The sequence below is a fragment of the Coleofasciculus sp. E1-EBD-02 genome, assembly GCF_040218245.1.
Taxonomy (GTDB): domain Bacteria; phylum Cyanobacteriota; class Cyanobacteriia; order Cyanobacteriales; family Coleofasciculaceae; genus Coleofasciculus.
Genome location: NZ_JAVJQN010000116.1, coordinates 16,422 through 42,412, shown reverse-complemented (window position 1 = coordinate 42,412; position 25,991 = coordinate 16,422). Strand labels below are relative to the sequence as shown.

Below are 25,991 nucleotides of genomic sequence, written 5' to 3'. Positions count from 1 at the left end.
TTCACTACTATCTCTTTGGTTGCACCCAGATGCAACTAAACCCGCCCCGATACACAGGTTTCGTGATTTCTCGTGAAAAGTCAGGAATTACCCAAGCGTTAACTGCTGGTGTTTTTGAGAATCAGTGGATATTTGCACATCAACCTTCTCCGTCGATTTTTTCAACGCCGCTAACTGAGGAATGGCGGTGCGACTCATCTGGTAATATTCTGCATATCGCTCAATCCCGATACAGCAAACGCCTACAGCTTCGGCGGCGGCGACTGTCGAACCTGAACCCATAAAGGGGTCAATTAGAATACCTTCGCCTAAGGGTAAAACAGCATGAACAAGTTGGCGTAAAAACGACTGAGGTTTTAAACTGGGGTGATTTGCAATCTCCCGTTCTTGACGCGGAGTTCGTTCACTAAAAATAACATCATTAAATGGATTTCCGTCCGGTGTTCGTCGTAAGCCTCCCGTTTGAAATTCTCGCAAACAGTCACTCACTTTCATTCCGGATGGGATAGGTTTTCGCAGAATTCCCCACGGTTCATAACATCCTCTGGGCATAGATGATACATGAGGAAATTCCTGTTCAGCATTTTTCGGGCGATCGCCGCCGCGCAGTGTTCTCACTAAACGAATTAATTCACCGCGAAATTCTAACCCACCTTCAACGAGTGCCGAAAAGACTAATTGAGACAGAAAAGCATTACTGGCAACAAATACATGACCCCCAGGACGAAGTACACGCACGACTAATTTTGCCCACTCAACAAAGAAACATTTCAACGTGGTTCGTTCCTTCTGAGTTAGTGCTGTAAATCTGGGCAAAGGTGAGCGTTGATGTCCATCATAAGACGGTGGAATTCTCCAAATTCCTCCTTTACCATTGCTTCTTTTCTTAATTTGCTCGATGTCATATTCTTTGACGCCATAGGGTGGATCGGTGACGACTCCATGAATGCTATTTTCCGGTATCTGTGCCAACCAGTCGAAGCAGTCTGCATGTAAAATGAGGGAGCCACCTATGGTTTCTGAATTGTAGTTTAACGCCAGGGAATGCATTATTTTACGTTATTTATTTATACATCAAGACTATGATAATTGTGGAATTGAGTCAACGTTTTTGCATTTCAATAATTACCCCACCCTGTAACTCATAGCGGCATTCAGAGATTTCTGGTAGCTGGGATGAATATACCAACCAAGTTTAATTATCTAGACATTATACCGGATAACCAGCCTCTTATAGAAAAGACTCTCTTGTAAGTTAAGGAGAAGCAATCATGCAAATCACGATCGAACTTCCTGACGACATCGCCAATCAACTACAACTAAAACCTGCTAATATCTCCCGCCAAATTTTAGAACTTATCGTGGCTGATAACTACCGCCAAGGATACATTGGAGCCGCCCAAGCCCGCCAGATGCTCAACTTCTCATCCCGGTGGGAAACTTATGAATTTCTCAAGCGTGAAAAAGCCTACTTGCCTTACACGGAAGATGATTTAGAGCAGGATTCACAAAGGATTCGTAATGTTATAACTCAAGAATGATTACTCCTATTTTTGAGATAAAAAGCTATAGAAAAAGAGCGAGCCTTTGAGAGAAGTTCAGGTTAAACGAGGAAATGTGTGTTAGTTTACGCTATTTAGTCACACATTAAGACTATTAGGATTGTAGGATTGAGTCGCGATTCGGCTATCTCTACTCGCCAAATCGGGTGATTGGTCTGATAATTGTTGAGTAATATAAAGAAAAAGCTAAAATAGGGAACTGTATCCCAGCCACTATTTTTTTGTAAACACTTGAACGAGAGGGAGATTCTAGCCTTGTCTGTCGAAACGATTGAAAAGCGTTCAACATCAACCGTTCGGAAACCCGCACCTCGCTATCGTGTTTTGCTCCACAATGATGATTTCAATCCGATGGAACATGTGGTGCAAGCCTTGATACAGACGGTACCGAGTCTGACTCAGCCGCAAGCGGTCAATATTATGATGGAAGCGCACAACTCAGGAATTGCTCTAGTCATCACCTGCGCTCTGGAACATGCAGAGTTCTACTGTGAAACATTGAAGAATCACGGCTTAACCAGTACGATTGAACCGGATGAATAGGGAGACGTAAGTCCTGAACATTTTAAGACAAAACCTCCCGAAATTAGCTCAATACCCAGCACCTGTGCGGCTGGGTTTGTTTGTTGTTACCCTAGGGCTATTTTGGTTACCGTTAGCCGCGCCAATCTACCTTTTGGTCGATGACTCAAACCTCGTCACTATTCTAACGATGGCGCTATTGTTTGGGGAATTTTTAGGGCTACTACACGTTTGGGGACAGTTCGTTTATGAAGAACCTCAACTGTTAAAGCAGTATGGGTTGTACTCCTCTCGGCGCAATGGAATAGACTTGCTCAATGGGTTAAGTATTGGTTTATTATTTACCTTAAGTTTGTTTGCGTTAGAGGGGGGATTAGGATGGCTAACGTTTCAACCTCCTCCAGAACAATTGCGGCGGATTATTGTAGAAGGATTGGTTAGCGCCCTGGGTATTGGCTTGGCGGAGGAGTTAGTCTTTCGGGGTTGGTTATTGGATGAGTTGGAACGAGATTATTCTCCGAAACTATCTCTTTGGGCAGATGCGCTAATTTTTGCCACACTGCATTTTCTCAAACCCCTCGGAGAAATTATTCGCACGTTACCAGGATTTCCCGGATTAGTGCTGTTGGGATTAACCTTAGTTTGGGCAAAACGAGGACAAGGGCGTTTGGGTTTACCCATTGGGTTACATGCAGGTTTGGTTTGGGGCTATTACATGATTAATGTGGGACAACTGGTGCAGTATTCAGGTCAAGTGTCTCCTTGGATAACCGGAGTAGATAGTAACCCGATCGCGGGAGTCATGGGGTTAGCCTTCTTGATGGTGCTGGCTTGGGGGATCAGGGCGCGGGCTGTGAATTAAGCGATCGCGCCCTAGCGCCCCAGTTGCTCCTATTCTATGCCCGTCCGTTAATCTTCATCTAGATCATCATCTTCCTCGTCATCATAGTCATTATCCTCGACACCCATCAATTCAGTGATTTCCTCTTCATCATCGCCGCTCTCCTTCTCGCTCGGATCACGCGCCAGCAGACGATTCGTTGATTCTAACCACTCTAAAACTGAGGTTTCACGTTGAACGGAAATGACTGGAGCTAGTTGCTCACGAGATTCTTCACGCAAAGAAGGATTATACATAATAAATTTCAGTAAGTCGATAAAAATGATACCATATTTAACGGTGGATTGTCAGGACTACAGATGGTTAGCAAAGCCACGTTATTAGAAGCGATCGCGGGAAAAAATCGGGGGTTGTTGGCAACGGACACTGAAAAAACAGCGATTTTGGCAGCCGTTGCCCAATTAGAAGACCGCAACCCTACGCCACGTCCACTGGAAGCGCCGGATTTGCTGGAAGGGAACTGGCGATTACTCTACACAACCAGTAGCGATTTGTTAAACCTGGGTCGGTTTCCCCTGTGGCAATTGGGTCAAATCTACCAATGTGTTCGCACCGCCGACGCTAAAATTTATAACATTGCCGAAATTTCCAGCTTGCCTTACTTAGAAGGAATTATCAGTGTAGGAGCGCAGTTTGAACCCGTTTCCCAACGCCGCGTTAATGTGAATTTTGATCGGTCTGTTGTGGGATTAAAACGCTTAATTGACTATAAATCTCCTACTAACTTTATCCAGCAAATTGAAACGGGTAAAAAATTTAAGGCGCTTGATTTTAACATTGAAAGTCGAGAGCAACGGGGCTGGTTGGAGATTACCTATCTCGACGAAAATCTGCGGATTGGACGCGGGAATAAAGAGAGTGTATTTGTCCTCACTAAACCATGAATGCTGACCAATCGACAGTTTCCCTAACTCGCTTATCTCAAGGACAACTCAATCTGTTAGAAACCTGTCCGCGTAAGTTTCAACATATCTATGTGGATCAGTTCGGAAGTCCTGTTTCACCGGATCAACAAGAACGCCTGACGTGGGGAAGTGACTTTCACCTGTTGATGCAACAACGAGAACTCGGATTACCGATAGACTCGTTGCTGAAGGATAATCCCCAACTTAATCATTGGGTGACGGCGCTAATGGATGCAGCCCCAGAGGTATTTGCCCGCCAGTCTCACACCTTTCGGGAGGCTGAACATTGTCGCACGGTAACGATGCAAGGCTACTTACTAACGGTTATTTACGACTTATTTATTGAAGACGAAAAAAGCGCCCAAATTCTCGACTGGAAAACTTATCCTCTACCGACAAATCGTCATCGATTAGCCAAAGACTGGCAAACGCGCTTATACCGATATGTTTTAGCAGAAACCAGTGATTATTTGCCTGAGCAAATTTCGATGACGTACTGGTTTGTTAAGTCTCAACCCCGTCCCCAATGTCTTACGTTTGCCTATGATAGAGTACAACATGAAAAAACGAGAGCGGATTTAACGGAGTTGCTGACTCGGCTATCTGGATGGTTACACCGCTATCAAAATGATCATATCCCGTTTCCCCAAGTGCCAATATCGGCGGGTAAATGCGGTAACTGTAGCTTTGCGGTGCGCTGTCAGCGAACTGGGGAAAGTGCGGTTAGCCAAGATAATTTATTACCCAATTTGACTGATATTGAGGAAGTATCAATTTAAATCATTCGTCATTGGTCATTGGTCATTTGTCCTTTGTTTGCACTTCCACACCTCTATACCTCTGCAACCAATGCTGCTACCTTAAAAGTATTCCGGATAATCATTCGTTTATGAGTAGGTATAAACATAAAGCCCCCTAACTTGACGAAGTATTGGGAGTGGAAGACTAGCAAACGAGGATCTAATGGTGCAATATCTAATGAGTTAAACGATTGTAATCACTCTGTTGAAGAAAAAAACAAGTATTTCATCTTGTACAAATAATTATTAAACCAGGCTTCAGCTTCTACCTGTTTGCATCCAGCTCTAATTTTTATAGATGCTGGAATAAAGCTGTTTGTAAATCGGTAAGGGTTATAACTTCAATGATTACAACCAATATTTGGCTGGTCTTTAGTGTTTACCTGATTTATGCGTTAATTAGCATCCCCCTCTTTTTTATAACATCGGGCGGATGGATGTCAATTTTCTTCTACATTGCGTTTGCCGGATTGTTTTACACCACAACGACAATCTTTTTGTTTTTTAGTGCGACGGCTCGAACGGCAAAAAGACGAACTAAGGTAAGGATAAAAGGAAGTTTTTTACCCAAAATAATTGGATTGCAAACGTTTGTGATTCTCTTTAATTATGGAACGTGTGGAGATACGATATGCTATCAAGGTTTTTTGCCTAACCTTTTGGAGGAAGCGAGTTTTCCGGTGATTTTTACACCCCCCTTTATTGTCGTTTTACTTGCTCTTTTGTTGTATTTAGCGTTTTTGTCGATGTTTTTATTAGATGTCGCTTAAGGAAATAGAGAGCGGGGGGAGATGGGGGAGCTGGGGAAGCGGGGGGAGCTGGGGAAGCGGGGGGAGATGGGGAAGCTGGGGAAGCTGGGGAAGCTGGGGAAGCTGGGGGAGACGTTTCGGTGGAACGTCTGGAAGCTGAGAGAAAAAACTAAAGGTATAATTCTATGGAGGTCATCTAAAGACAAGATGAGATGAAACTAGGAATCGGACAGTTGACGAATAGCTTACTGTCTTTATTCCTGAAGTCAAACTGTCCATTATGCGATCGCGCGACGGATGCTGAACTTTGCCCCTACTGTCAGCGTCAGTTACAGCGCTGTCAACTCAAGCATCCGAGTCAATTTTGGCAAGGAGAGTTACCCGTGTTTGTTTGGGGACATTATGGCGGCACATTGAAACGGGCGATCGCGGCGCTAAAATACGAGAATCATACCCAGATAGCCCGTCCCTTGGGATTCTGGTTGGGTGAGGCTTGGCTAAAATCGGCGGCGGCGAGACAGAGGAAAAAGTTAACGGTGATTCCGATTCCGATTCACCCCAGTAAGCGCCAACAACGGGGGTTTAATCAAGCTGAACTCCTTGCCGAGAGTTTTTGTCAATTTACAGGGTATCAGTATCAGCCCCACGGTTTAGAACGGGTTCGGGAAACTGAAGCCCAGTTTGGCTTATCTGCAAAAGAGCGATCGCAAAATCTCACGGAGGCGTTTGCTGTGGGTAAGCGTTTTGGCAAACGTTCACATCATTCACCCGTACTGATTTTAGACGATATTTACACCACAGGCGCAACCGCCCGTTCAGCTACAGAAGTATTACGCCAGCAGGGAATCGCAGTATATGGTATTCTTGCGATCGCCTCGTCTAAACAGGGACGATAGACGAGATGGGGGAGATGGGGGAAGCAGATGCATTCGTAGGGGCGACCCGCCGCACAAAATTAACACGACCCACCCATTAATCTGATCGGGTCGCCCTGTATCGGGTATCGGTAATCGTCTGAAACCACCTATATTTAGACAGGGGCGAGTCGGGACAGGTAATTGGAGACACCGCCTACTATGAACAGCGACCATTGGTGTCAACTTAAGCTCAACCCCTCACCCCCAGCCCCTCTCCCACGCCGGGGAGAGGGGGGCAAGAGATCCGGTTCCCCTTCTCCCATGCAACAAAAGCGAAGCATCCTCTGTCATCCCTCCTCGCAGGGGGGAACGAGGGGGGTGGGAGAAGGGGTTAGGGGATGAGGGGGAAATGTCGAGAAGTAGATAGACACAGCTTAAAACCTTGCCAGCATTTATAATTTGTTGTCTAGGCAATTGCAAAGTTACGAATAGTAATATTGTTTTAATTAGCTAAATCTTCCGCTAGTTCTGATTCAGTTAAGCGAAAAGTATCAACATCGAATTCAGCAAGTTTGGATAAAAAGACGACTCGTGGAATTCTGGCTAGATTGGCTGCGGCTCCAGAAGAAAGTCGCCCTAATTCATAAAGCTTAACGGCGGCGGCTAAAAGGATCTCACTATCGAGGTTTTCAGGAGTTAGCTTCAGTGCCTGTACTGTTTCTTCCGATACGGACAGTGTAATTTCATACATAGCCAAATTCAAATTCAACCTTCTCTCATTGTAGTTGTCGGGTAGACAGTCGATTTGTAGGGGCGCACGGCGTGCGCCCTTTAACGCTGTGCGCTCTTAACCTTGTGCGCTCTTAACCTTGTGCGCTCTTAACCTTGTGCGCTCTTTAACCCTGTGTGTCTTTCATGTCGAGCTTGATGGGCGCATATTGGGATTTATCGTCGCACACTGGGGAATGGGTGCATACCATGCGCCCCTACGAGCGGGGTGGTTTCATTAAGCAAGTTTGGATAAAAATACGACTACCTAATAAATTTTTGTAACAAAACCTTGACGCTGTAGTATCCATCCTTCAATGTGCTAAGATAATCCAAATTAAACCGAAAACTCTTAGCGCCACTCAAAGCTGTTACAGCAGCTCTGAGCAGCTAACCCCCAAACTGATGTCTCCAGTCTGGAGGCTAGAAGAAATAGTAACACTCCTCTAGCCACTCCGACTTCATAAAGCAACTTGTGCGGGGTGGCTAAGATTTTGGGTCAATTGATTTTAGGGTTGAGGATTTGGGCGTTTTTCCGGCAAAAAAGCCGAGATTGCCACAAATCTAGTATCAACTCTCCTAAATCAAACCAACGCTACCGCGAATACCCAAAACAGGAGTGATTTACCATGTCTCGGAACTTAATCACGGCTGGGGTAATTGATCCTCGCCAATTTTCTCTGGACGAAGTACGCCATCAAGTCGCTACATTTCTTAACATTCCCCTCCAGCAAATCGATCGCGTCGAATGCTGGCACCACCAAATCTGGGTCAAGCTAGTGGAATCCCGTGCTATCTTTGTTAGTTATCGCAACTTGCCCCTGTGGATTGAGGCGGGATTAGCGGCAATTGGGCGCTGTACCTCGCGTTCCCAGTTGGATGAATTAGGGGAAATCTTCCGCCGTGAACGTGACTGGTATGATCAGCATGAGCAACCCGAAGCCGTGCAACCCTGGCGTCAGGCGTGGGCAAAACAGGCTGAATATCTCAGAAACGAGGAAGAACGCCTCAAACCCATTCGCGCCCATCAGCAAGCCGGACAGGATTGGTATGGGGCTTGGAAACGGGTACTCTATTGTTGCCGAGATTTTAACCGACTTCAGGGATTAGCCAGGGAAATCAATCAACAAAGTCAGGAGTTTCAGGATTTACCTGAGATTATGCAAAAAATGCAGCAATTGTGGCATCAGCGCTGGCAAGATCTATCGAGTGCGATCGCCTAAACCGTAGGGGCTTGGTTACTAAGCCCCTACCAAGCCCCTACGGGTGGTGCGACTACATATAGGGTGTATTTGAATGATGTATCCTTATATGTGGGGTAGCCAGGGTCAATCTGGATGAATCAGGAATGCTATTAGACCTGTCAGCTTACCATGAAGGTGAGCGATCGCGCCCCTTAACGGAATCCTTATCTCTCTTTGTTCTATGTCCTTCGTCGGTCTACATATTCACAGTGACTACAGCTTACTTGATGGCGCGTCCCAGCTACCGCAACTGGTGGATCGGGCGGTGGAATTGGGAATGCCCGCGATCGCACTGACGGATCATGGGGTAATGTATGGCGCGATCGAGTTGATTAAAGTCTGTCGGGGGAAAGGGATTAAGCCGATTATCGGCAATGAGATGTATGTGATTAATGAGGATATTCAAGATAAGACGAAGAAGAAACAGCGCAAATACCATCAAGTTGTCTTGGCTAAAAATACCCAAGGCTATAAAAATTTAGTTAAACTGACGACAATTTCTCATCTGAAAGGAATCCAAGGAACAGGAATTTTTCAGCGTCCTTGTATTAATAAAGAATTCCTCCAACAGTACCGTGATGGATTAATCGTCACCAGTGGTTGTTTGGGCGGAGAAGTCCCCCAAGCGATTCTCAAGGGTGACGTGCAAAAGGCACGAGAGCTTGCCCAATGGTATAAAGAGGTTTTTGGTGACGATTATTATCTAGAAATTCAAGATCATGGGTCAATTGAAGACCGGATCGTTAACGTAGAAATTGTGAAAATTGCCCGTGAATTAGAAATTAAACTGGTTGCCACCAATGATTCTCATTTTATCTCCTGTTACGATGTCGAAGCCCACGACGCCTTACTCTGCATTCAAATAGGGAAATTAATTTCAGAAGAGAAGCGGATGCGCTACTCCGGAACCGAGTATCTCAAGTCCGCCGAGGAGATGGCACAGCTATTTCGGGATCATTTGCCCGATGAGGTGATCCAAGAGGCGATCGCGAATACATTAGAAGTCGCGGATAAGGTAAAACGTTATGACATTATGGGGGAACCACGCATTCCCAATTACCCCGTTCCCAAGGGTCACAGCGCCGATAGTTACTTAGAAGAAGTTACTTGGGATGGATTATTGGAGCGCATGGGATGTCGTTCTCGCAGTGACATCGATCTCGTCTATAAAGAACGGCTGGAATATGAGCTGAAAATGATGCAGCAGATGGGATTTTCCACCTACTTTTTAGTCGTGTGGGATTATATTAAATATGCCAGAGATCAGAAGATTCCTGTCGGTCCAGGGCGGGGTTCTGCGGCGGGTTCTTTAGTTGCCTATTCCCTGAAAATTACTAATATTGATCCGGTGCATCATGGGCTTTTATTTGAGCGCTTTCTCAATCCGGAACGGAAATCTATGCCTGATATTGATACAGATTTCTGTATTGAACGCCGGGATGAGGTCATTGAATATGTCACCCACAAATATGGGGCAGATCGGGTGGCACAAATTATTACATTTAACCGGATGACATCAAAGGCGGTATTAAAAGATGTCGCCAGGGTGTTGAATATTCCCTATGGGGAATCAGATCGGATGGCAAAAATGATTCCGGTTTCACGGGGAAAACCCACTAAGTTAAAGGTAATGATTTCTGAGAAAACGCCTACACCAGAGTTTAGAGAGGCTTACTTAAATAACCCCGAAGTGCAGCGCTGGCTGGATATGGCAATCCGGATTGAGGGGACGAATAAAACCTTTGGCGTTCATGCGGCGGGGGTAGTGATTTCGTCCGAACCCTTAGATGAAATTGTTCCCTTGCAGGTGAATAATGAGGGGGCGGTAATTACTCAGTATTTTATGGAGGACTTAGAATCCCTCGGACTCTTAAAAATGGATTTTCTAGGTCTGAAAAATTTAACCACAATTCAGAAAACGGCGGAATTGATTCGCCAACATCAAAATATAACGTTAGATCTGGATCAGTTACCCCTGGATGAACGTAAGGCGTTTGATATTGTGGCAAAAGGGGTAATCAAGAAAATACCTGATGACATAAAACAGACCTATACGGTTTTAGAGAAAGGCGAGTTAGAGGGAATTTTTCAACTAGAATCGTCGGGGATGCGCCAGGTGGTGCGGGAGTTGAAACCGTCGAGTATCGAAGATATTTCTTCGATTTTGGCATTGTATCGTCCGGGACCTTTGGATGCAGGTCTGATTCCTAAGTTTATTAATCGGAAACACGGGAAAGAAAAGGTTGAATATCAACATCCGCTATTAGAGCCAATTTTAAAAGAAACGTATGGTACGCTTTGTTATCAAGAGCAGATCATGAAAATGGCTCAGGATTTGGCGGGGTATTCCCTGGGTCAAGCGGATTTGCTACGCCGGTGTCTGAGTGGTTCAACGGAGATTATTGATGCACAAACGGGGCATTTAGTGTCTCTAAGAGAAATTGCGTCCAAACCTGAGTATTGGTTGGGACGAGAAGTTTTGTCTCTGGATACGGTGACTCAAAAGATTACTCAGCAACCGATTAGCGAAATTTATCCAAACGGGGTGCGAGATGTTTGGGAAATTACCACCAAAACCAATCGTAAAATTAGAGCGACAGCGGATCATCGTTTCTATTCACTGTTAGGATGGCAGCCTCTGGAGCAGTTTAAGGTTGGTAGTCGGATTGGCTTAGCTAAGATATTGCCACTGGCTACAGAGAGTGATATATCAGATGCTCAAATTAAGCTAACTGCTTATTTAATAGGTGATGGTCATCTTTCGACAAAGAGTCCTTCCTGTAGCTATTTCTGTAATAGTGACCCTGAACTGATTGCTGATTTTAATCATTGTGCAGAACAACTTTTTGGGACGACTGCACCAGTCGATCATCAGTTCCATGCTAATCGTCAATCCCAGAATTTTGCCACGGCTTTGCAGGATAAAGCACTGATGGCAATTGCAGAGTCTGATGTATTCTGGGATGAAATTGTCTCGATTGAATATGTTGGTCAAGAGGAGGTTTTTGACTTAAGTATTTGCCAAACTCATAACTTTATTGCCAATGACTTTATTGCTCATAACTGTATGGGTAAAAAGAAAGTGGCAGAAATGGAGAAACATCGAGGAATTTTTATCGATGGGGCGGCAAAAAATGGTGTAGCAAAACGGATTGCGGAAGAATTATTCGAGCAGATGATCCTATTTGCTGAATATTGCTTGAGTTATGATACACCCATTCTTACGGTTGAATATGGTGCTGTGGCAATTGGGGAAATTGTAGAAAAGCAGATTGAGTGTACGGTTTATAGTGTGGATGAGCATGGTTATGTCTACACCCAACCCATTGCACAATGGCATAATCGCGGTGAGCAAGAGGTGTTTGAATATGTGTTAGAGGATGGTGCTACGATTCGGGCGACAAAAGACCATAAGTTTATGACAGATGAGGATCAAATGTTACCGATTGATCAGATATTTGAGCAAGGCTTGGAGTTGAAGCAGGTGGAGGTATTGCAACCTGTTTTTTAAGAGAGGGGAAGCCGCCGCATTAACCAGCCTTAGGTTGGTGATGAGTTGAGAATCCACCAAAGTGTAGTACAAAGGCTTAATTCCTAAGCGATCGCCTCTTGTAGGGTGCGTTAGCGACAGCGTAACGCACGAAAACAAACGATAACGGTGCGTTACGGCGCGTCAGAGCTTCAGCCGTGCGGCAATAGGCGCAGCAATCCCTAAAATGGGCGCGAATTTGTCGCTGTAGCTCAACAGGAATATAAGCGCTCACGCCACCGTTGCCATTGTTTCTAGGCAGTGTAGAGTATATCTAGCTCTGGTTTTGAGGATTGTCAGTTGATCGACTTGTGCTAGGAGACGGTCTAGATTTGCAATTTCGTCGGCAGAAAGCTGAGATTCTGCATTCTGAACTAGCAAATCGTTCAATTGATTTTGTGCTGCGGGAGCTAGCTTACTATCGGCTAACGCTTGCAGTTCATCTCGGCTTAAGCCAATTAAGCACTCGTCATCTAGAGCTAATGGGTTCACTAGCCGATTGTAGGCTTCCAAATCTAACAAGACGCCAACTCGCTCCCCCTGCTCGTTGGTAATGTAACGCACTTGCTCAGACATGGGGTTTTTTCTCTCTTGGTCTTTGGGTTCATCGTAGCTTATGGGGGTGAGAGCGATCGCTTCTCGTACTGCTTCTGTCTTTTCACTCTAAGTGAAGCCAACTTAAACAGTAAGTAAAGATTAGATGAATTAACCATTTGAGGTTTTCCAGAGCAGATCAGCTAATGTTATTCTGATAGGAAAGCTTACTCATGAAAAGGCTACTTCATGGTTTCATTCTATCCCGGTCAGAAAGCCAACGAGATTGGCAAGAGCGCTCAACAGCGACATGAACGAGCTGTTGTGCAACTGAAAATAGAAGAAAAAGCTACAGATAAACTGGCAGAAGAGTATGGTCAACTTCAGCTTAATGCTATGAAGCATACCATAGGACGCTTTATCACCTTTATTGAGAACCTAGGGCAACGAGGTTCAACAAGTGTCGAGTCCCTTTTAGAAGGGATAGAATTTTCAGTTGAGAAGATTAAGGAGTACAAAGCTGCAACTATAGAAGTAGAGGTTTTTTTCAAGGGTGGTGTTAAATCTGCTGGAGCGGCAGCAGCGGGATACGGAGGAGCGGTCACTATCGCTACCACTATAGGAACAGCAAGCACTGGAACAGCCATCTCAAGTCTTAGCGGAGCCGCTGCTACAAATGCTATGCTGGCATGGTTTGGTGGTGGCGCTGTTGCAGCGGGTGGAGGCGGCATGGCAGTAGGAGTTTGGGTACTCGGCGGTATAACTGCTGTTCCCGCTTTAGCAATTGGGGGCTTTATTGCAGCTCGTGAAGGACAGAAAGCCCTAACCAAGGCGCAGGAGTATGAAGCGAAAGTTAATAAGGCGATTGCTGAGATAAACCAGGCAAAAGATTATTCACAACAAATTAAAAGGCGGATCACGGAGTTGAAAGGATTGTTTGTATCTATAAACACTCGTGCCGTTACTGGTCTTGATGAGCTTGAATCTCAGCCATTTGATTCAAAAAAGGACGCTGACGCTGAAAAGTTCAAAAAGGTATTCGATTTGATAAAAGCACTTGTAGACATCATGAAAACCTCAGTGTTAAACAGTGAAGGCAAGCTTAACCTTGGCACTGTCACCATCCTAGAGAAATACCGAAATCTGTAAGATAGCTGGATATGACTACTAATAAAGTTTCTGTAGAAGCCTTTTTCAAAAGATCTGCTGCCTTCACCGCTCCTGCTGAATGCCTAAACGAAATTATCTCAGCTTACGTCGAGTACCAGAAAGTTGCACAAGAGGAACGGACTAAAAGGCGAGATATTGAAGCTTGGGAAAAGGCGACAATTGCCAAGATTAACGCTCAACGCGACTTACTCATTGTGTATCTTGACCGCTCGTTCGATGAACGTGCTAATAACTTTAGCGCTCTGTTTAGAGTCGTTGACCGAGCAATTGATATGGGTAATAATGAGTTGTTGACTGCGACCTTAAACAGAATCACAGAAATAGCGAAGTCGAGTCCATTGCAAGAGCTTACAAACTTAGAGTCTGTCAAGGCTGCTCTTAATGAGCCTACTCATGAATGGACACTCTAATCCTGAGCTTGAAGCTAGACACGGAAAAATTCTGATAGCTCTATTTTGAGTAGATAAAGCACTAGACTATACTGCGGCAGATAATAAAGTCCAAAGGCTTGTACTATGTTACATTTCTTCGATAATGAGCAAGAATCTTTCCTAGAATCACTACGTAAATCTCTTGAAGCAGCCAATCAAGCTGACTTTTGTGTTGGTTATTTTACCTTAGGAGGTTGGAATCTCATTGATGATTTGATAGAACTTCTTACCTATCGTAGTGAAGGGCAATGTCGTTTACTTATAGGTAGATGTGGAATTGGAAATAAGCATCAAAATGTTGTATTTGATGACATTTGTAATAAGATGATTGAAGGCTTGAAACCAGGCGAAGAGTCCACAAATAGTTTAGAGAAATTTGGAGAGCTACTAAAGAGAAAAAAACTTATTGTTAAAGTTTCCAAATACGAAATTCACGCTAAGCTATACCTAATACGTAATACTGATTTTTCAAATCAGTTCACTTGTTTTTTGGGCAGTAGTAACCTGACTATTTCAGGTTTAAAAAAAAGAAAAGCAGAGTTAAATGCTAGTTTTACTGAAACAAGTGAATGTGGCGAGCTTCAAAAATGGTTTGATAAGCATTGGTTTAATCCTAATTCTATAGATATTTCCCAGAAGCTAATGGACTGGGCTTTAACAAAAGAACCTAATATTACAAACTATATAATAGACTGTAGAATTGATGATTTACTGCTATTTCTAGAGGAATGGAATGTTGAATACTTAACTGATGGAGATGGAGTCGATTATGACTCTTTTGATAAAGAATTAATAAAAGAGTTAATTGAAAAACATGGTGCAGAAAATATTATTTTACCCTGGGAAAACAATCCTAACTGTGAAACTGTTATGGATGTATTTCTTAGAGATGAGCAATCAGAACGATATATACCTAGCCACCTTTATATATCAATGCAACGATATATGAGAGATGCTTATGATTAGGATAGAGAAGTTTGTCTTGAGTTAGCAGGCTGCATCTAGTCATTACTTCTATTTTTTCCCGTATCTATCTCGATAGACTATAACCCAGCTTCAGCAGAGCATTGCGGCACTGGGTTTCAGATGCCATTGGCACGACCAAAGAGCGATCGCATCTCATTAGTTTTCTTCAGCGCTAGGAATCACTCCAGCCCAAATAATCTGCTCACTTGTCAGATTCAACTCTGGGAAAGTGCCTGAAACAATCTGCTCAGCACCAACGAACTCCATACCTTCATACAGTTCCTCAACCAGGGTAAAAATCGTCACCTTTGATGTCAGTGGGTCAACGACCCAGTATTCTGGAATGTTTAAAACGTTGTACTCAACCCGCTTAGCCCGATAATCGGCGGTCTTTGTCGATTCGCTAACGACTTCTATCACTAAAATCGGAGGAGGTTCGTTGAGTTCAATAACAGCCTCGCGGGTTCTTAATTCGCGCCACTGCTGGCTAGGAATAATAGTCAAATCGGGAATGCGAGAGGTATCCCACTTGCCAGCACGAGGCGATCGCACACCAATCGCCACGGGTCTAACAATCCAGTCGCGTCCGCTACGCCCGATCTCAGCATCGATTTGCCGATAGAGAAAGTCAATGATTTCTCCATGTTGCCCGGTGCCAATACTCATTGCTACTAATTCCCCGTTCACCAACTCATAGCGGGTATCAGTCCCGTCTGAGTAGGTCAGATACTCTTCAAAGGTTAGCTTCTTAGTCGTTACAGTCATGATCGCCCCCTTCGGAGCATCTAGTTCGGTAGGCTATAACCCAACTTTAGCAGAGCATTGCGGCACTGGGTTTCAGATACCGTTGGCACAACCAAACAGCGATCGCACTCACCAATGAGCAGTTAAATAGCAAAGAGTTAAAATTTACCCTCTTGCAAAACGCCAATCTTGGGTAATTCGTTCCACTCCGGCTCAATCGGTGAATAACGGCAATAACACACAACAACCTCATCATACTCAGCCGACTCAACCGACTTGAATCGCTCAACTCGGCTCACTTCCCAGTCAGACCAACGAACATGAGTGCTAATATCCGGGAAGTTTGGATCGACCGACTCTTCAAATCGAGCAAACTCACGCGGACGATAGCCTGGTTCTGGCAATGCCTTATCAGAGCAATCCAAATACTCAGCCAGCATCCGGGTTAAGTGTCCAGCAGGTTGCAATTTGCGTTCTTTCCACCCCTTCGATGAAGCTGATTCAGTTTTGAAGACAATCCATCTCTTCATAAGTTATTCCACCGGACATGATATCACTCAGGGTGCAGGAGAACCATCGCGGCTGCTACTCTTGAGCAACGGAAACGCAATCACATCCCGAATACTTGCCGAATCCGTCAATAACATCACCAAACGATCAATACCAATTCCTAACCCCCCGGTTGGTGGCATTCCGTACTCTAACGCCGCGAGAAAATCTTCATCAACCCCTTGGGCTTCCAAGTCTCCAGCCGCTTTCCGTGCAGCTTGCGCTTCTAAGCGTTCCCGTTGATCCATCGGATCAGTTAATTCAGAAAAGCTATTAGCCGTTTCTCGCCCCGCAATAAATAACTCAAAACGTTCCACCAATCCCGGCTTAGAACGATGGGGTTTAGCCAGGGGAGAAATTTCAATCGGGAAATCAACAATAAATGTTGGCTGAATCAGGGTTTCTTCACATTTTTGCTCGAAGCATTCATTGAGGAGTTTCCCCAATGATGGACAGTCGTCTACCCCTTCAATCCCCACCTTTTTAGCCGCAACTTTTGCTTCATCGAATGTCTGAAATTGATTAAAATCTAACCCTGTAACCTCTTGCACTAACTCATGCATCGTGACTCGACGCCAGGGAGGAGTGAAATCAATTGTTTCACCTTGATAAGTAATTTCCAGAGTTGTCAAACTATCTTGAGTGACGGTGGTAATTAAATTTTCCGTCAACGTCATCATATCGTTGTAGTCGGCGTAAGCCTGGTACACCTCAATTGAGGTAAATTCCGGATTGTGGCGCGTGGAAATTCCCTCATTCCGGAAAATTCGCCCCAACTCAAATACCTTTTCAAATCCGCCGACAATTAACCGCTTCAGGTGGAGTTCTGTAGCAATTCGCAGATACAACTCCATCTCTAGGGTATTGTGATAGGTGATAAAGGGACGGGCTTCGGCACCCCCCGCTTCTGTACTAAAGACAGGGGTTTCAATTTCAATAAAGCCACGATCCTCTAAATAGCGACGAATGGCGGCGGTAATTTTAGCACGGCGGCGGAAGGTTTCCCGAACCGTGGGATTCACCATTAAGTCCACATAACGCTGGCGATAGCGCTTTTCGGTATCGGTGAGACCATGCCACTTATCGGGTAAGGGTAATAGGGATTTGGTCAGGATAGCATATTCACTGACATAGACCGAGAGTTCCCCTTTATCGGTGCGCTTAATTGTCCCCTTTACGCCTAAAATATCCCCAATATCCGTGAGTTGCTTGAGAGGGGTGAACGGATTCGGCAGATCCGTCATGGTTGCGGTAATCCGCTTTTTGTCCAGATAGAGTTGAATTGTTCCCGTTTCGTCTTGGAGATTGAAAAACGCTAACTTGCCAAAGACACGACGGGCTAAAATACGACCTGCGATCGCGACTTCAAAATCAACCTCTTCACCATTCCCCAGATCCGCGAATTTCTCTTGCAGTTCAGCCGCGTGGTGAGTAGACTGCCAGTGATACGCATAGGGTTCAATTCCCAACGCTTTAAGCTGTTGGACTTTTTCCAAACGGGTAGCACGAATTTCTTCCAGCGTGTTTTGGCGATCGGGTGGGGACTGCTCAGGGGACATAATAGGGAACTGCTCGATGCTAATCTTGTAGGATCTCGGACATCTATCTTAACATTCGACAGAACAGATAACCGGAGCAATCATGCGATCGCACCGAATAACCGGATTCTCGCCCTGCTGTAACCGAACGCGGTAAATCTAGAATACGCGATCGCTTCAGATGGCAAGTGCTATCAATTTTCTGACTGAATTGGATCGCCTGGATAATATCGTGCCCCTACCATAATAAAAGGCATTTTTTATAAATCGGCTTGATTTTGGGTTAAATAAAGATTGCGAACAGTCCGATTTACAAAACTGAGATAGTCATCAATTTCTTCATATAAATCTAGTTCTTGTTCTTCTTCAGTATTGAGTGGTAATTTTTGTTGTTTCTCTAATAGTGTGTTAATCCGTTCTTGAACAGTAATGGATGCCCGAAATAGAGGAATTCCTTCAACTAATTCAATACGAACCGCTCCTTCAACAGGGAAACTATTTGGTAAGTTGTGCAATTTAGGTAAAGCTAGCACAAATATTCAAGATTCCCAGAAATTGCAGGAAGTTTAGCTTTATCTGCGAGAAGCCTCACGTTCTAATGGTATATGTGTACTAATGTTAGTTAGTTTAACAAAACTTATTCAGTTGGAAGCATAAATTTGATCACAATTGTGTTAATTTTCAGCCATAAGCGGATAGAATAAGGGAATTCTGAAGCAGAATCACCGCTAGCGTTGGGGCAGTCGGCAATGTCTTCTCACGAACACCTCTGGAAAAAAGGCTTCTCTAAGCCCAATTCGACACCTGTGCCGAATCCCTTCAAGATACAGAGGCGTCGTGTCAAACCCTTACCACCACCTTTATCGCAACAGGAAACACTACAGCTCAAACAGCAAGCTGATCAAATCTCCCAGTTAGGCTACAACTCCCACAACATTCCGATTCAAGCTCCAAATCCTACAGCCGTCGCCAATCCAAGTCCGTCAAAATCCGGTGAGGTGGCGAATCAGCCCACAACGCCAGCCGCCGATGCTGTAGAGATTCAAGCAGATGCATTAGATGAGCAAGAAGATCAAGAAGAGACGAAAGAGCGCGACGAGATTTCTTTAGCAGCCGCCTCCGATGGTTCAGCATCAGATGAAAGTATCCAGCGCCAGGAAATATCCGACAGTGAAGCCGATGAAATCCCTGAACCCCAGGTAAACAGCGTCGAGAATCCAGAAGAAGACACTGAAATCCAAGCGAAAGCGCAACAACCCGCTCGTAATTTCCTAGAACTCCCCATCAACGCTCCTGGTACATCACCATCTTCTATACAAAGACAAGTTAACTTCAGGGGTAATGGTAATTCAATTCAACAGCAGCCAGTTGAAACTGAAGAAAAAGTTGAGCCAGAAGCTGAACAAGAGTTGCAGGAAGAAGATGAAACTATCCAGCGACAGGAACTACCAGACGCTGAAGAAGATAAGATATCATCGAGTGAACCTCCAACCGTTCAACGCCAATCTGAAACACAAGACACACCTGATCAAGAGACAGAAAAATCAGAAGATAATCACAATTTCCTCGAAATTCCGGTAAACGTTCCAGGTACACCGTCATCCTCGATTCAGAGACAGGTAAATCTGGGCAAGTTCACAAATTCCTCTTCTCAGCAAATTCAACCCGCCTCTCACCCCAGATTAAATCAACTCAATGCTTTTCAAACTGGCGAATTCGTACAGCCGCAGCGGATTCAGTCGCCTGTTAAGCCAGTCAATCCTGTATTGAATCAAACTCAAACAAATACAGAAACGGTTCAGAAGAAAGGTACACCACCATCAAGTGAAGCTAAGGCTGCACCGAATCTAGAGCAAGAGATTCAACAGAAACGGGGAAGCGGACAGCCAATTTCCAATAAAATACGCCAGCCAATGGAGCAGGCGTTCGGGGCTGATTTTAGTCAAGTTCAGGTTCACACCGATAGTAAGTCGAACAAACTGAATGAGTCAATCCAGGCTAAGGCATTTACCACAGGTACAGATATCTTCTTTAAACAGGGAGAATATCAACCCGATAATCAGCCAGGACAGGAATTATTGGCACATGAATTAACTCATGTTGTTCAGCAAAATGGCAGTCAAGTCCAGGCGAAAACCGATAGCCAAGTCGGGACAAAGGGAAATAAGTTACAGACAAAAGAACGCCTGGTATCCGGTTTTCCGGCACAACTGAAAATCCAACGCCGAGAAAATCCCCAAGAACAAACAGTAAAAGAGAATAAACCCCAACCAGCACAACCCGCACCCGCCCCAGCATCCGGTGGTAACGCCGCTCCAGCTACTCCCCAGGTAGCCAATGCAGGTGGGGGTGCAGCAGCACCAGCCATTCCAGAAGCAGGAGGGAAAGCTCCTGCAACACAAGGAGGAAGCCAACAAGCGGCTGGCGCAGGTGGAGCATCAGCTACCTCAGGCGGCGGTGGCGCAAAATCTCCCCGTTCCCCAGAAGAAGATCCCGCATTTAAGGGAGTGGTAAATAAGGCAAAGGGAGTAGCCGACAAAGAAAAACAGCATGACCCCGCCGAGGCTGAATCTAAAGAAGCCCAAGACTCAGCTGAACCTCCGGGTAACGAAGTAGAGAGTAAGGCGCAAGACAAACAAGTTGGGGAAATGAACCAGCAGCAGCCTGGAACCTTTAATGCGAAGGCTTTCAAGGCAAAGCTGATGGAAAAAATTGGCGCAATTATTCCCGACAACGAAGAAGACGCCAAAAAATTCAAGGAGAGTAATCAGCTTGATGCGGTGAAGCAGGATGTCTCCTCACAGGTAACTGACGAGGAAAAAAAAGCAGCCGGTCCAATTGAGGAGAAAACCAAAGCTGCCCCTGACACCAGTGGTGTTGAACCCAAACCTGTCACGCCAATGCAGCCGCCAGAAGCGGGAGCTGCACCAACTGATATTAATGCCGAAAAAGCTGCTCCTAAGCCGAAACCTGATGCTGAAGTATCCGCACCATTTGAGGCGAATAGTCAAGAACTAGATGACGAGTTAGCCAAGGCGAAAGTCCCAGAAGAGACACTGGAAAAATCAAATGAACCACAGTTTGTGGAAGCGCTAAGTGCGAAGAAAGAAGCACAAACCCACGCTAAAGAAGCCCCACAAACCTATAGTCGGGATGAAAAAGCCACTATCAATAAGGCTGAAGCGGAAGCACAAACGACGAGCCAAACCCAGCTCCAGGGAATGCATGGTCAGCGTTCACAACTGTTGAATCAGGTGATGGGCGCTCAGAGTGAAACTCAGGGTAAGGATACCCAGGAACGGACTAAAATTGCTAACAAAATTAATGGGTTCTACCAAGATACGAAGAAAAATGTTGAAGACGTTCTCAGTAATATAGATGAAGAAGTAACCAAGAAGTTTGATGCGGGTGCTGCAACTGCCAAGCAGATATTTGAGAATTATGTTGACCAGAAAATGGAGGCGTGGGAAGATGAGCGCTATGGTGAATGGTACGACGTAACTGGATGGGATGAGCGAGTTAGTGATAGTTGGCATGGGTTGCCACCGGAAGTCAATCAATTCTTTGTTGATGGGCGGCAAAAGTATCTCGATTCAATGGATGGCACTCTGACCGATATTGCTAATTTGGTTGCCCAAAAACTGAATGAAGCTAAACAAAAAATTGCTGAAGGCAAGCAGAAAATTCAGGAACACGTTGCGGGTTTGCCGGAAAATCTCCGGAAAGTCGGACAGGAAGCCGCACAGAACATTCAAGGTAAATTTGATCAGTTAGAGGAGAGTGTCAATAACAAGCAGGATGAGTTAATTGACTCCCTGGCACAAAAATACAGTGAGAACCTGCAACAGCTTGATGCCGAAATCGAGAAGCGCAAAGAAGCAAATAAGGGTCTAAAAGATAAAGCTAAAGACGCCATCGTGGGAACCGTTCAGACCATCATGCAACTGAAAGACATGCTGATGGGCGTCTTGGCAAAAGCCGCTGGTGCCGTGGAGAAAATTATTCTCGACCCGATTGAATTCTTAGGGAATTTAGTTTCTGGAATTAAGCAAGGGTTCCAAAAATTTGTCGGCAATATCTGGGAGCATCTCAAGAAAGGGCTACTGGGGTGGTTGACGGGGACGATGGCAAAAGCTGGTATTCAAATGCCGGAAAGCTTTGACATTAAAGGCATCTTTACGTTAGTGATGCAGGTGCTAGGGTTAGCCTATGACTCGATTAAGTCACGGACAATCAAGGCTCTGGGTAAGAACGGAGAGAAGATGTTCAATGGGTTAGAAAAGACCTTTGAAATCTTCGTTATCTTGAAGAATGAAGGATTAGCGGGTCTGTGGCAGTTCATTCAGGATAAGATTGGTGACCTGAAAGTGATGGTAATTGATACCATCCAGAATTTTGTGATTGAGAGCGTGATTAAGCAGGGCGTGCTGTGGGTAATTAGCCTGTTGAATCCAGCTTCAGCATTTGCCAAAGCCTGTAAGATGATTTACGACATCATCATGTTCTTCATTGAGCGCGGTAGCCAGATTGTCGAATTGGTGAACGCGGTAATGGAGTCAGTGACAGCTATTGCGAATGGGGCGCTGGGTGGAGCCGCGAAGTTGATTGAGAATGCTTTGTCTAAGGCGCTACCCGTGGTGATTAGCTTCATGGCGAGTCTATTAGGCTTAGGTGGTATTAGTAAGAAGATTCAGGAAATCATTCAGAAGGTTAAGGAACCGATTGATAAGGCAATTGATTGGCTGATTGCTAAAGCGGTGAAGTTTGCCAAGAAGATTGGTAAGAAACTGGGATTTGGTAAGGGTAAAGGTAAGGGTAAGAAAGAGGGTGAGAACCAAGATGAAAATGAGGGTGAGCAGCTTGAGGATAGGGAAGTTGGTAAAACCATTAACTTCAGTGGTGGAGATGAAAGTCATCGTCTGTGGATAAAAACTCAGGGAACCTCAACCACCGTCATGGTTGCCAGTACCCCGACTTCTGTTGAGGCGAAGCTGAATGAGTGGCAAGGAAAGCTGGATTCTCTACCAGACGATAAGCGTCCACAGGCTCAATCGTTGTTGGGTACTGCTCGTCAGCATCTGGGTACAACTGAGCAGAAAGCCCAAAAAACGGCTAAAGAAATGGAGGAGGCCAAGCAAAACTCGACGGATGAGAATGCTATTACTGAGGCTGAACAAGCAGATAACCAAACTGAGGCAGCGCAAGAGACTCTGGCGGATATACTCAAGCAGCTATTCGAGTTGTTTGGCAAGGTGGGTGAGTCTGATGAGCGCACAATGGAGGAGAAGGAAGCTGACCTTAAAAAAGCTTTGAACAAGTCAGCTCAACTAATGCGAGAAAATGATTCTACAGCTGATAGTGTCAGGACACAATTGCCTACTATCCAATCAACGCATAGGCTCACTTCTCTGAAATTGGTGAAGGCTGGCGATACTAAATATTATGTAGAAGGCAAGGTCAATCCTGAGGGAAAAACAGAAGAGGAAGATTTAGACGAGGCTCCACCAGAACTTAAAGCACTCAAACAAAATTTATCGGATGAATATGCTTTAGCAGAATTTGATCGAATTGTCAAAAGTGCAGGAGCAGAAAGAGCGAAACGAGCTTTTGATGCTATGACTCGTGATGGGTCAAGTCTTGAAGAAAAACTCATCGCGCAATACAAGCGGAAGAACCCACAACTGGAACCACCAAGTGAGGCAGTACAGGCTCAACTTGATGCACTTGCGAATGATGCTAATAAGCTGATTAGTGAATTGGAGCCATACCGTCAAAAACTAAAAGGTTTATCTAAGGCAATTAAAAGTTTGAAAGGTGAATTGAATTTCATCGAAAAAATGCGTAGCGGTCAATACTCTCCAGTAACTGAAGAAAACCTTATAGGATGCCGAAGCAATATCGATAGTATTCGCGCCGAATGGGAGAGCGGACAATCACGTGAAGATTTAGTAGGTGTTGGTGTCGATGTTGAGTATACTACGGAGAGTGGAACCAAGACTACTGTAGACGTTGACAATGTTGCTGAGAAAGGTCACTTATGGGTAGAAGTCAAGAATGTAAACATGGATAATATCGATTTGCCAGGAATTATAGAGCAGGTTGAGAAGCAAGTAAGAGCGGCGAAACAAAATCCTGTTGGTGGTGCTGGTGGACTTACACCCCGTATTGTCGTCTATTTTCCCAAAGGGGTAACGCCGACAGTAAAAGCAGCTATAGAAAATATAAAGGGTGTATCGAAAGTAGAGGGTGAACTCAAGCCTTGAGATAACTACACCTAACAGACGATTTTATATTGAGCTTTTGCCACAAAAAATAATGGTGGAGATGAAATAATTATGGAAGAGTGCATAGGAGGATTTATATTTGTCACTCCAGCGGAGAGTATCTCTCACGCCGAGTTAATTCATCTGACAATTCATACCTATAATATTAGAGATAATCTTATCCAATTACGATTACAAGAAGGAGAATGGCTACCATTTTCATCCGATGTTGCAATAGATGAATTATGCCGTGCTGGGCATGGAATAGTAGAGACACGCATAGCTGGTCTTCATGGATACGTAACATTTGAAGAGGATGTGAGTGGTTATAGCGTCATTGGTATAAAAACTTACAGAAGAGATTGGTTAGAACTTGCTTTCCCAAGTGTATTAGATTTGTTTCGGATGCAGTGGATAGCTTTATGTGAAAAAATTAAAGCGGAATTTGGATATTTTGGCAACTTTGACTTTCAGCAAGAGATTGCTTATCGAGATCAAGAAATTATCGTACAGCTATTAAGCTATGAAATAGATTATTTGGTACAAAAAGCTTTCTGGCTTACATACTTGGGGTCGCCAATCGTATCCCATTGGAATCCGTCCAATTTCTTACATTTCCATCGTCAAGTTGAGAAACTTGCATCAGGTGCTTTTGTACTCCATGCAGGACGAGGAGAAAATCCAGTTACTGGTGATGAAATTGACACTCATACCCTTTGAGTTTCATGCCGTTGTATGTTCTGAAAAGAATATCAGGTTAGGGAGAACTCTGTATGACGACAAAAACTTACAGTTATCAACTAAACAACGAGTTAACCCTACACGATCGCACCACCACCCCTCTACCCATCCACGCAGTTACCCTATCCCTAACCACCCAAGACGACCAACTCATTGAATGTCGTCTTACTTTCCAAGTTAACTCCCAACTCTACCAGCGCATCGACACAGAGGCACTATTCAATCTCAAGCCGGAAGTGCGTAACCCCCTCTCGGCTGGAGACTTCCTCCCCGAACCCGACATCCAAATCGAAACCCTTTTAAAACCCGACTTGCTACCTCGCCTAGTAGGACACACCACAACCATTGACGAAGCTGCAACCTACATCCTAAATCTCAGCCAAGAACAACCCAATCACCCATTACTATCGACTGAGAATTGGTTAGCGCTGTCGGTCAAACAGCAACAGGAATCAGGCGAGATAGGCTACCGTACCCTCTGGGATTATATTAGTCCAGCCGCCCTTGCTCAAGCCACGACTTCAGGTTCAAGCGAAGAAATTGCCGAAGCAATTACCAACTTCTTCAAAGATTGGACGGAGGCTAATCTATCGGAAGTGACACAGCAAACCACTTCTCAGTTGCTTGAGGGCATAACCAATTTCTTCGATGAATTAGCTGATGTTAGTCTGGATGCCATAGAAAAGCAAGTACCCAGCACCATCGCTGAACCTGAACCATCCAGTATCCAGATTTTGGAGGAAATGGTCAATTTCTTCAAACAGGATGATTGGTCTTTTTACCAGATCAAAGGACAACCTGTACTACAAATGGGATTCCAGGGGAAAAATGGTCAATGGACTTGCTACGCTAGAGCGAGAGAAAACGAACAGCAATTCGTCTTTTACTCAATTTGTCCAGTTACAGTACCCAAATCAAAGCGTCGAGGTTTAGGAGAATTCATCGCTAGAGCAAATTATGGCATGATTATCGGCAATTTTGAGTTAGACTTTGCTGAAGGAGAAGTCGCCTACAAAACCAGCATTGATGTTGAAGGTTCAACACTCACGTTTCCTCAAATGAAGCGCTTAGTTGATACCAACGTGGCGATGATGGATCACTATCTACCGGGAATCAAGTCTGTGATTCAGGGAGATGCATCACCAGAAGAGGCGATCGCACAAATCGAAAAGCGGTAATTCGCGATCGCTGATTCACTGATTATGACCTAACTTTTCA

23 protein-coding genes and 1 pseudogene are annotated in these 25,991 nt (G+C 44.7%); 15 read left to right on the top strand and 9 right to left on the bottom strand.

The window, feature by feature from the left end; translation table 11 throughout:
• Positions 1-87: 87 nt before the first annotated feature.
• On the bottom strand, positions 88-1,050 hold the full coding sequence (locus tag RIC07_RS19060) for a DNA-methyltransferase (RefSeq protein ID WP_446395892.1): 963 nt from the start codon (positions 1,048-1,050) through the stop codon (positions 88-90).
• Between the two features lie 221 nt (positions 1,051-1,271).
• On the opposite strand from RIC07_RS19060, the gene RIC07_RS19055 reads away from it, so the two are divergent.
• The 3 genes from RIC07_RS19055 to RIC07_RS19045 all read left to right on the top strand — a co-directional run bounded on the left by RIC07_RS19055 (position 1,272) and on the right by RIC07_RS19045 (position 2,946).
• The gene (locus tag RIC07_RS19055; protein ID WP_446395891.1) at positions 1,272-1,541 is read left to right on the top strand and encodes a UPF0175 family protein; all 270 of its coding nucleotides are present in this window, start codon (positions 1,272-1,274) and stop codon (positions 1,539-1,541) included.
• A 276-nt stretch (positions 1,542-1,817) separates the two neighbouring features.
• A complete protein-coding gene (gene clpS, locus RIC07_RS19050) occupies positions 1,818-2,105 on the top strand; it encodes an ATP-dependent Clp protease adapter ClpS (protein WP_446348685.1) in 288 nt (95 codons plus the stop codon).
• Positions 2,106-2,169: 64 nt separating this feature from the next.
• The gene (locus RIC07_RS19045; protein ID WP_446395890.1) at positions 2,170-2,946 is read left to right on the top strand and encodes a CPBP family intramembrane glutamic endopeptidase; all 777 of its coding nucleotides are present in this window, start codon (positions 2,170-2,172) and stop codon (positions 2,944-2,946) included.
• 47 nt (positions 2,947-2,993) lie between these two features.
• On the opposite strand, the gene RIC07_RS19040 is transcribed toward RIC07_RS19045, so the two are convergent.
• On the bottom strand, positions 2,994-3,221 hold the full coding sequence (locus RIC07_RS19040) for a DUF3134 domain-containing protein (RefSeq protein WP_446395889.1): 228 nt from the start codon (positions 3,219-3,221) through the stop codon (positions 2,994-2,996).
• 63 nt (positions 3,222-3,284) lie between these two features.
• On the opposite strand from RIC07_RS19040, the gene RIC07_RS19035 reads away from it, so the two are divergent.
• From RIC07_RS19035 to RIC07_RS19020, 4 genes are all read left to right on the top strand, one after another.
• Positions 3,285-3,869, top strand: coding sequence for a PAP/fibrillin family protein (locus RIC07_RS19035; RefSeq protein WP_446395888.1), 585 nt, complete (start codon positions 3,285-3,287; stop codon positions 3,867-3,869).
• Positions 3,866-4,669, top strand: a complete 804-nt coding sequence (locus RIC07_RS19030) for a PD-(D/E)XK nuclease family protein (RefSeq protein WP_446395887.1) — start codon at positions 3,866-3,868, stop codon at positions 4,667-4,669. The genes RIC07_RS19035 and RIC07_RS19030 overlap by 4 nt, the downstream gene beginning before the upstream one ends.
• Positions 4,670-5,034: 365 nt before the next feature.
• Positions 5,035-5,460 carry a hypothetical protein gene (locus RIC07_RS19025; RefSeq protein ID WP_446377638.1) on the top strand — a complete coding sequence of 142 codons (426 nt, stop codon included), beginning with the start codon at positions 5,035-5,037 and terminating at the stop codon, positions 5,458-5,460.
• A 191-nt stretch (positions 5,461-5,651) separates the two neighbouring features.
• Positions 5,652-6,335 carry a ComF family protein gene (locus tag RIC07_RS19020; RefSeq protein ID WP_446395886.1) on the top strand — a complete coding sequence of 228 codons (684 nt, stop codon included), beginning with the start codon at positions 5,652-5,654 and terminating at the stop codon, positions 6,333-6,335.
• Positions 6,336-6,798: 463 nt separating this feature from the next.
• On the opposite strand, the gene RIC07_RS19015 is transcribed toward RIC07_RS19020, so the two are convergent.
• Positions 6,799-7,047: a UPF0175 family protein gene (locus RIC07_RS19015; RefSeq protein WP_446395885.1), complete on the bottom strand. Its 249-nt coding sequence runs from the start codon at positions 7,045-7,047 to the stop codon at positions 6,799-6,801.
• Between the two features lie 646 nt (positions 7,048-7,693).
• Between RIC07_RS19015 and RIC07_RS19010 the strand changes: the two genes are divergently transcribed.
• Together RIC07_RS19010 and dnaE are read left to right on the top strand one after the other, a co-directional pair.
• Positions 7,694-8,287 carry a hypothetical protein gene (locus RIC07_RS19010; RefSeq protein ID WP_446395884.1) on the top strand — a complete coding sequence of 198 codons (594 nt, stop codon included), beginning with the start codon at positions 7,694-7,696 and terminating at the stop codon, positions 8,285-8,287.
• Positions 8,288-8,489: 202 nt separating this feature from the next.
• Entirely contained in the window at positions 8,490-11,819 is a 3,330-nt protein-coding gene (gene dnaE, locus RIC07_RS19005; RefSeq protein ID WP_446395883.1) for a DNA polymerase III subunit alpha, read from the top strand.
• 160 nt (positions 11,820-11,979) lie between these two features.
• Here dnaE and RIC07_RS19000 read toward each other — a convergent pair.
• Together RIC07_RS19000 and RIC07_RS18995 are read right to left on the bottom strand one after the other, a co-directional pair.
• A pseudogene (locus tag RIC07_RS19000) lies at positions 11,980-12,072 on the bottom strand (HNH endonuclease); the annotation flags it as partial.
• Positions 12,069-12,413: a hypothetical protein gene (locus RIC07_RS18995; protein ID WP_446395882.1), complete on the bottom strand. Its 345-nt coding sequence runs from the start codon at positions 12,411-12,413 to the stop codon at positions 12,069-12,071. The gene RIC07_RS18995 and the pseudogene RIC07_RS19000, both read right to left, overlap by 4 nt.
• Before the next feature lie 207 nt (positions 12,414-12,620).
• Here RIC07_RS18995 and RIC07_RS18990 point away from each other — a divergent pair, with 207 nt between their 5' ends.
• From RIC07_RS18990 to RIC07_RS18980, 3 genes are all read left to right on the top strand, one after another.
• A complete protein-coding gene (locus RIC07_RS18990) occupies positions 12,621-13,520 on the top strand; it encodes a hypothetical protein (RefSeq protein ID WP_446395881.1) in 900 nt (299 codons plus the stop codon).
• Positions 13,521-13,531: 11 nt separating this feature from the next.
• Positions 13,532-13,951 carry a hypothetical protein gene (locus RIC07_RS18985; RefSeq protein WP_446395880.1) on the top strand — a complete coding sequence of 140 codons (420 nt, stop codon included), beginning with the start codon at positions 13,532-13,534 and terminating at the stop codon, positions 13,949-13,951.
• Positions 13,952-14,056: 105 nt separating this feature from the next.
• Positions 14,057-14,938 (top strand): phospholipase D-like domain-containing protein, encoded by an 882-nt coding sequence (locus RIC07_RS18980; protein WP_446395879.1) that lies wholly within the window; start codon positions 14,057-14,059, stop codon positions 14,936-14,938.
• A gap of 156 nt (positions 14,939-15,094) precedes the next feature.
• On the opposite strand, the gene RIC07_RS18975 is transcribed toward RIC07_RS18980, so the two are convergent.
• The 4 genes from RIC07_RS18975 to RIC07_RS18960 all read right to left on the bottom strand — a co-directional run bounded on the left by RIC07_RS18975 (position 15,095) and on the right by RIC07_RS18960 (position 18,308).
• Positions 15,095-15,703: a Uma2 family endonuclease gene (locus RIC07_RS18975; RefSeq protein WP_446395878.1), complete on the bottom strand. Its 609-nt coding sequence runs from the start codon at positions 15,701-15,703 to the stop codon at positions 15,095-15,097.
• Between the two features lie 137 nt (positions 15,704-15,840).
• Entirely contained in the window at positions 15,841-16,212 is a 372-nt protein-coding gene (locus tag RIC07_RS18970) for a hypothetical protein (RefSeq protein ID WP_446395877.1), read from the bottom strand.
• A gap of 27 nt (positions 16,213-16,239) precedes the next feature.
• Entirely contained in the window at positions 16,240-17,790 is a 1,551-nt protein-coding gene (gene lysS, locus RIC07_RS18965) for a lysine--tRNA ligase (protein ID WP_446395876.1), read from the bottom strand.
• Positions 17,791-18,029: 239 nt separating this feature from the next.
• Positions 18,030-18,308 carry a hypothetical protein gene (locus RIC07_RS18960; protein ID WP_446395929.1) on the bottom strand — a complete coding sequence of 93 codons (279 nt, stop codon included), beginning with the start codon at positions 18,306-18,308 and terminating at the stop codon, positions 18,030-18,032.
• Positions 18,309-18,518: 210 nt separating this feature from the next.
• Here RIC07_RS18960 and RIC07_RS18955 point away from each other — a divergent pair, with 210 nt between their 5' ends.
• From RIC07_RS18955 to RIC07_RS18945, 3 genes are all read left to right on the top strand, one after another.
• Entirely contained in the window at positions 18,519-24,032 is a 5,514-nt protein-coding gene (locus RIC07_RS18955) for an eCIS core domain-containing protein (protein ID WP_446395875.1), read from the top strand.
• 72 nt (positions 24,033-24,104) lie between these two features.
• Positions 24,105-24,752: a hypothetical protein gene (locus RIC07_RS18950; protein ID WP_446395874.1), complete on the top strand. Its 648-nt coding sequence runs from the start codon at positions 24,105-24,107 to the stop codon at positions 24,750-24,752.
• 53 nt (positions 24,753-24,805) lie between these two features.
• Positions 24,806-25,951 carry a YbjN domain-containing protein gene (locus RIC07_RS18945; RefSeq protein WP_446395873.1) on the top strand — a complete coding sequence of 382 codons (1,146 nt, stop codon included), beginning with the start codon at positions 24,806-24,808 and terminating at the stop codon, positions 25,949-25,951.
• The last annotated feature ends 40 nt before the right edge of the window (positions 25,952-25,991 follow it).

Excerpts from the sequence above, each read along its gene's own strand:
- RIC07_RS19060 (WP_446395892.1), bottom strand. The coding sequence starts at position 1,050 with ATGCATTCCCTGGCGTTAAACTACAATTCAGAAACCATAGGTGGCTCC.
- RIC07_RS19055 (WP_446395891.1), top strand. The coding sequence starts at position 1,272 with ATGCAAATCACGATCGAACTTCCTGACGACATCGCCAATCAACTACAA.
- RIC07_RS19040 (WP_446395889.1), bottom strand. The coding sequence starts at position 3,221 with ATGTATAATCCTTCTTTGCGTGAAGAATCTCGTGAGCAACTAGCTCCA.
- RIC07_RS19035 (WP_446395888.1), top strand. The coding sequence starts at position 3,285 with ATGGTTAGCAAAGCCACGTTATTAGAAGCGATCGCGGGAAAAAATCGG.
- RIC07_RS19030 (WP_446395887.1), top strand. The coding sequence starts at position 3,866 with ATGAATGCTGACCAATCGACAGTTTCCCTAACTCGCTTATCTCAAGGA.
- RIC07_RS19025 (WP_446377638.1), top strand. The coding sequence starts at position 5,035 with ATGATTACAACCAATATTTGGCTGGTCTTTAGTGTTTACCTGATTTAT.
- RIC07_RS19020 (WP_446395886.1), top strand. The coding sequence starts at position 5,652 with ATGAAACTAGGAATCGGACAGTTGACGAATAGCTTACTGTCTTTATTC.
- RIC07_RS19015 (WP_446395885.1), bottom strand. The coding sequence starts at position 7,047 with ATGTATGAAATTACACTGTCCGTATCGGAAGAAACAGTACAGGCACTG.
- RIC07_RS19010 (WP_446395884.1), top strand. The coding sequence starts at position 7,694 with ATGTCTCGGAACTTAATCACGGCTGGGGTAATTGATCCTCGCCAATTT.
- dnaE (WP_446395883.1), top strand. The coding sequence starts at position 8,490 with ATGTCCTTCGTCGGTCTACATATTCACAGTGACTACAGCTTACTTGAT.
- RIC07_RS18995 (WP_446395882.1), bottom strand. The coding sequence starts at position 12,413 with ATGTCTGAGCAAGTGCGTTACATTACCAACGAGCAGGGGGAGCGAGTT.
- RIC07_RS18990 (WP_446395881.1), top strand. The coding sequence starts at position 12,621 with ATGGTTTCATTCTATCCCGGTCAGAAAGCCAACGAGATTGGCAAGAGC.
- RIC07_RS18985 (WP_446395880.1), top strand. The coding sequence starts at position 13,532 with ATGACTACTAATAAAGTTTCTGTAGAAGCCTTTTTCAAAAGATCTGCT.
- RIC07_RS18980 (WP_446395879.1), top strand. The coding sequence starts at position 14,057 with ATGTTACATTTCTTCGATAATGAGCAAGAATCTTTCCTAGAATCACTA.
- RIC07_RS18975 (WP_446395878.1), bottom strand. The coding sequence starts at position 15,703 with ATGACTGTAACGACTAAGAAGCTAACCTTTGAAGAGTATCTGACCTAC.
- RIC07_RS18970 (WP_446395877.1), bottom strand. The coding sequence starts at position 16,212 with ATGAAGAGATGGATTGTCTTCAAAACTGAATCAGCTTCATCGAAGGGG.
- lysS (WP_446395876.1), bottom strand. The coding sequence starts at position 17,790 with ATGTCCCCTGAGCAGTCCCCACCCGATCGCCAAAACACGCTGGAAGAA.
- RIC07_RS18955 (WP_446395875.1), top strand. The coding sequence starts at position 18,519 with ATGTCTTCTCACGAACACCTCTGGAAAAAAGGCTTCTCTAAGCCCAAT.
- RIC07_RS18950 (WP_446395874.1), top strand. The coding sequence starts at position 24,105 with ATGGAAGAGTGCATAGGAGGATTTATATTTGTCACTCCAGCGGAGAGT.
- RIC07_RS18945 (WP_446395873.1), top strand. The coding sequence starts at position 24,806 with ATGACGACAAAAACTTACAGTTATCAACTAAACAACGAGTTAACCCTA.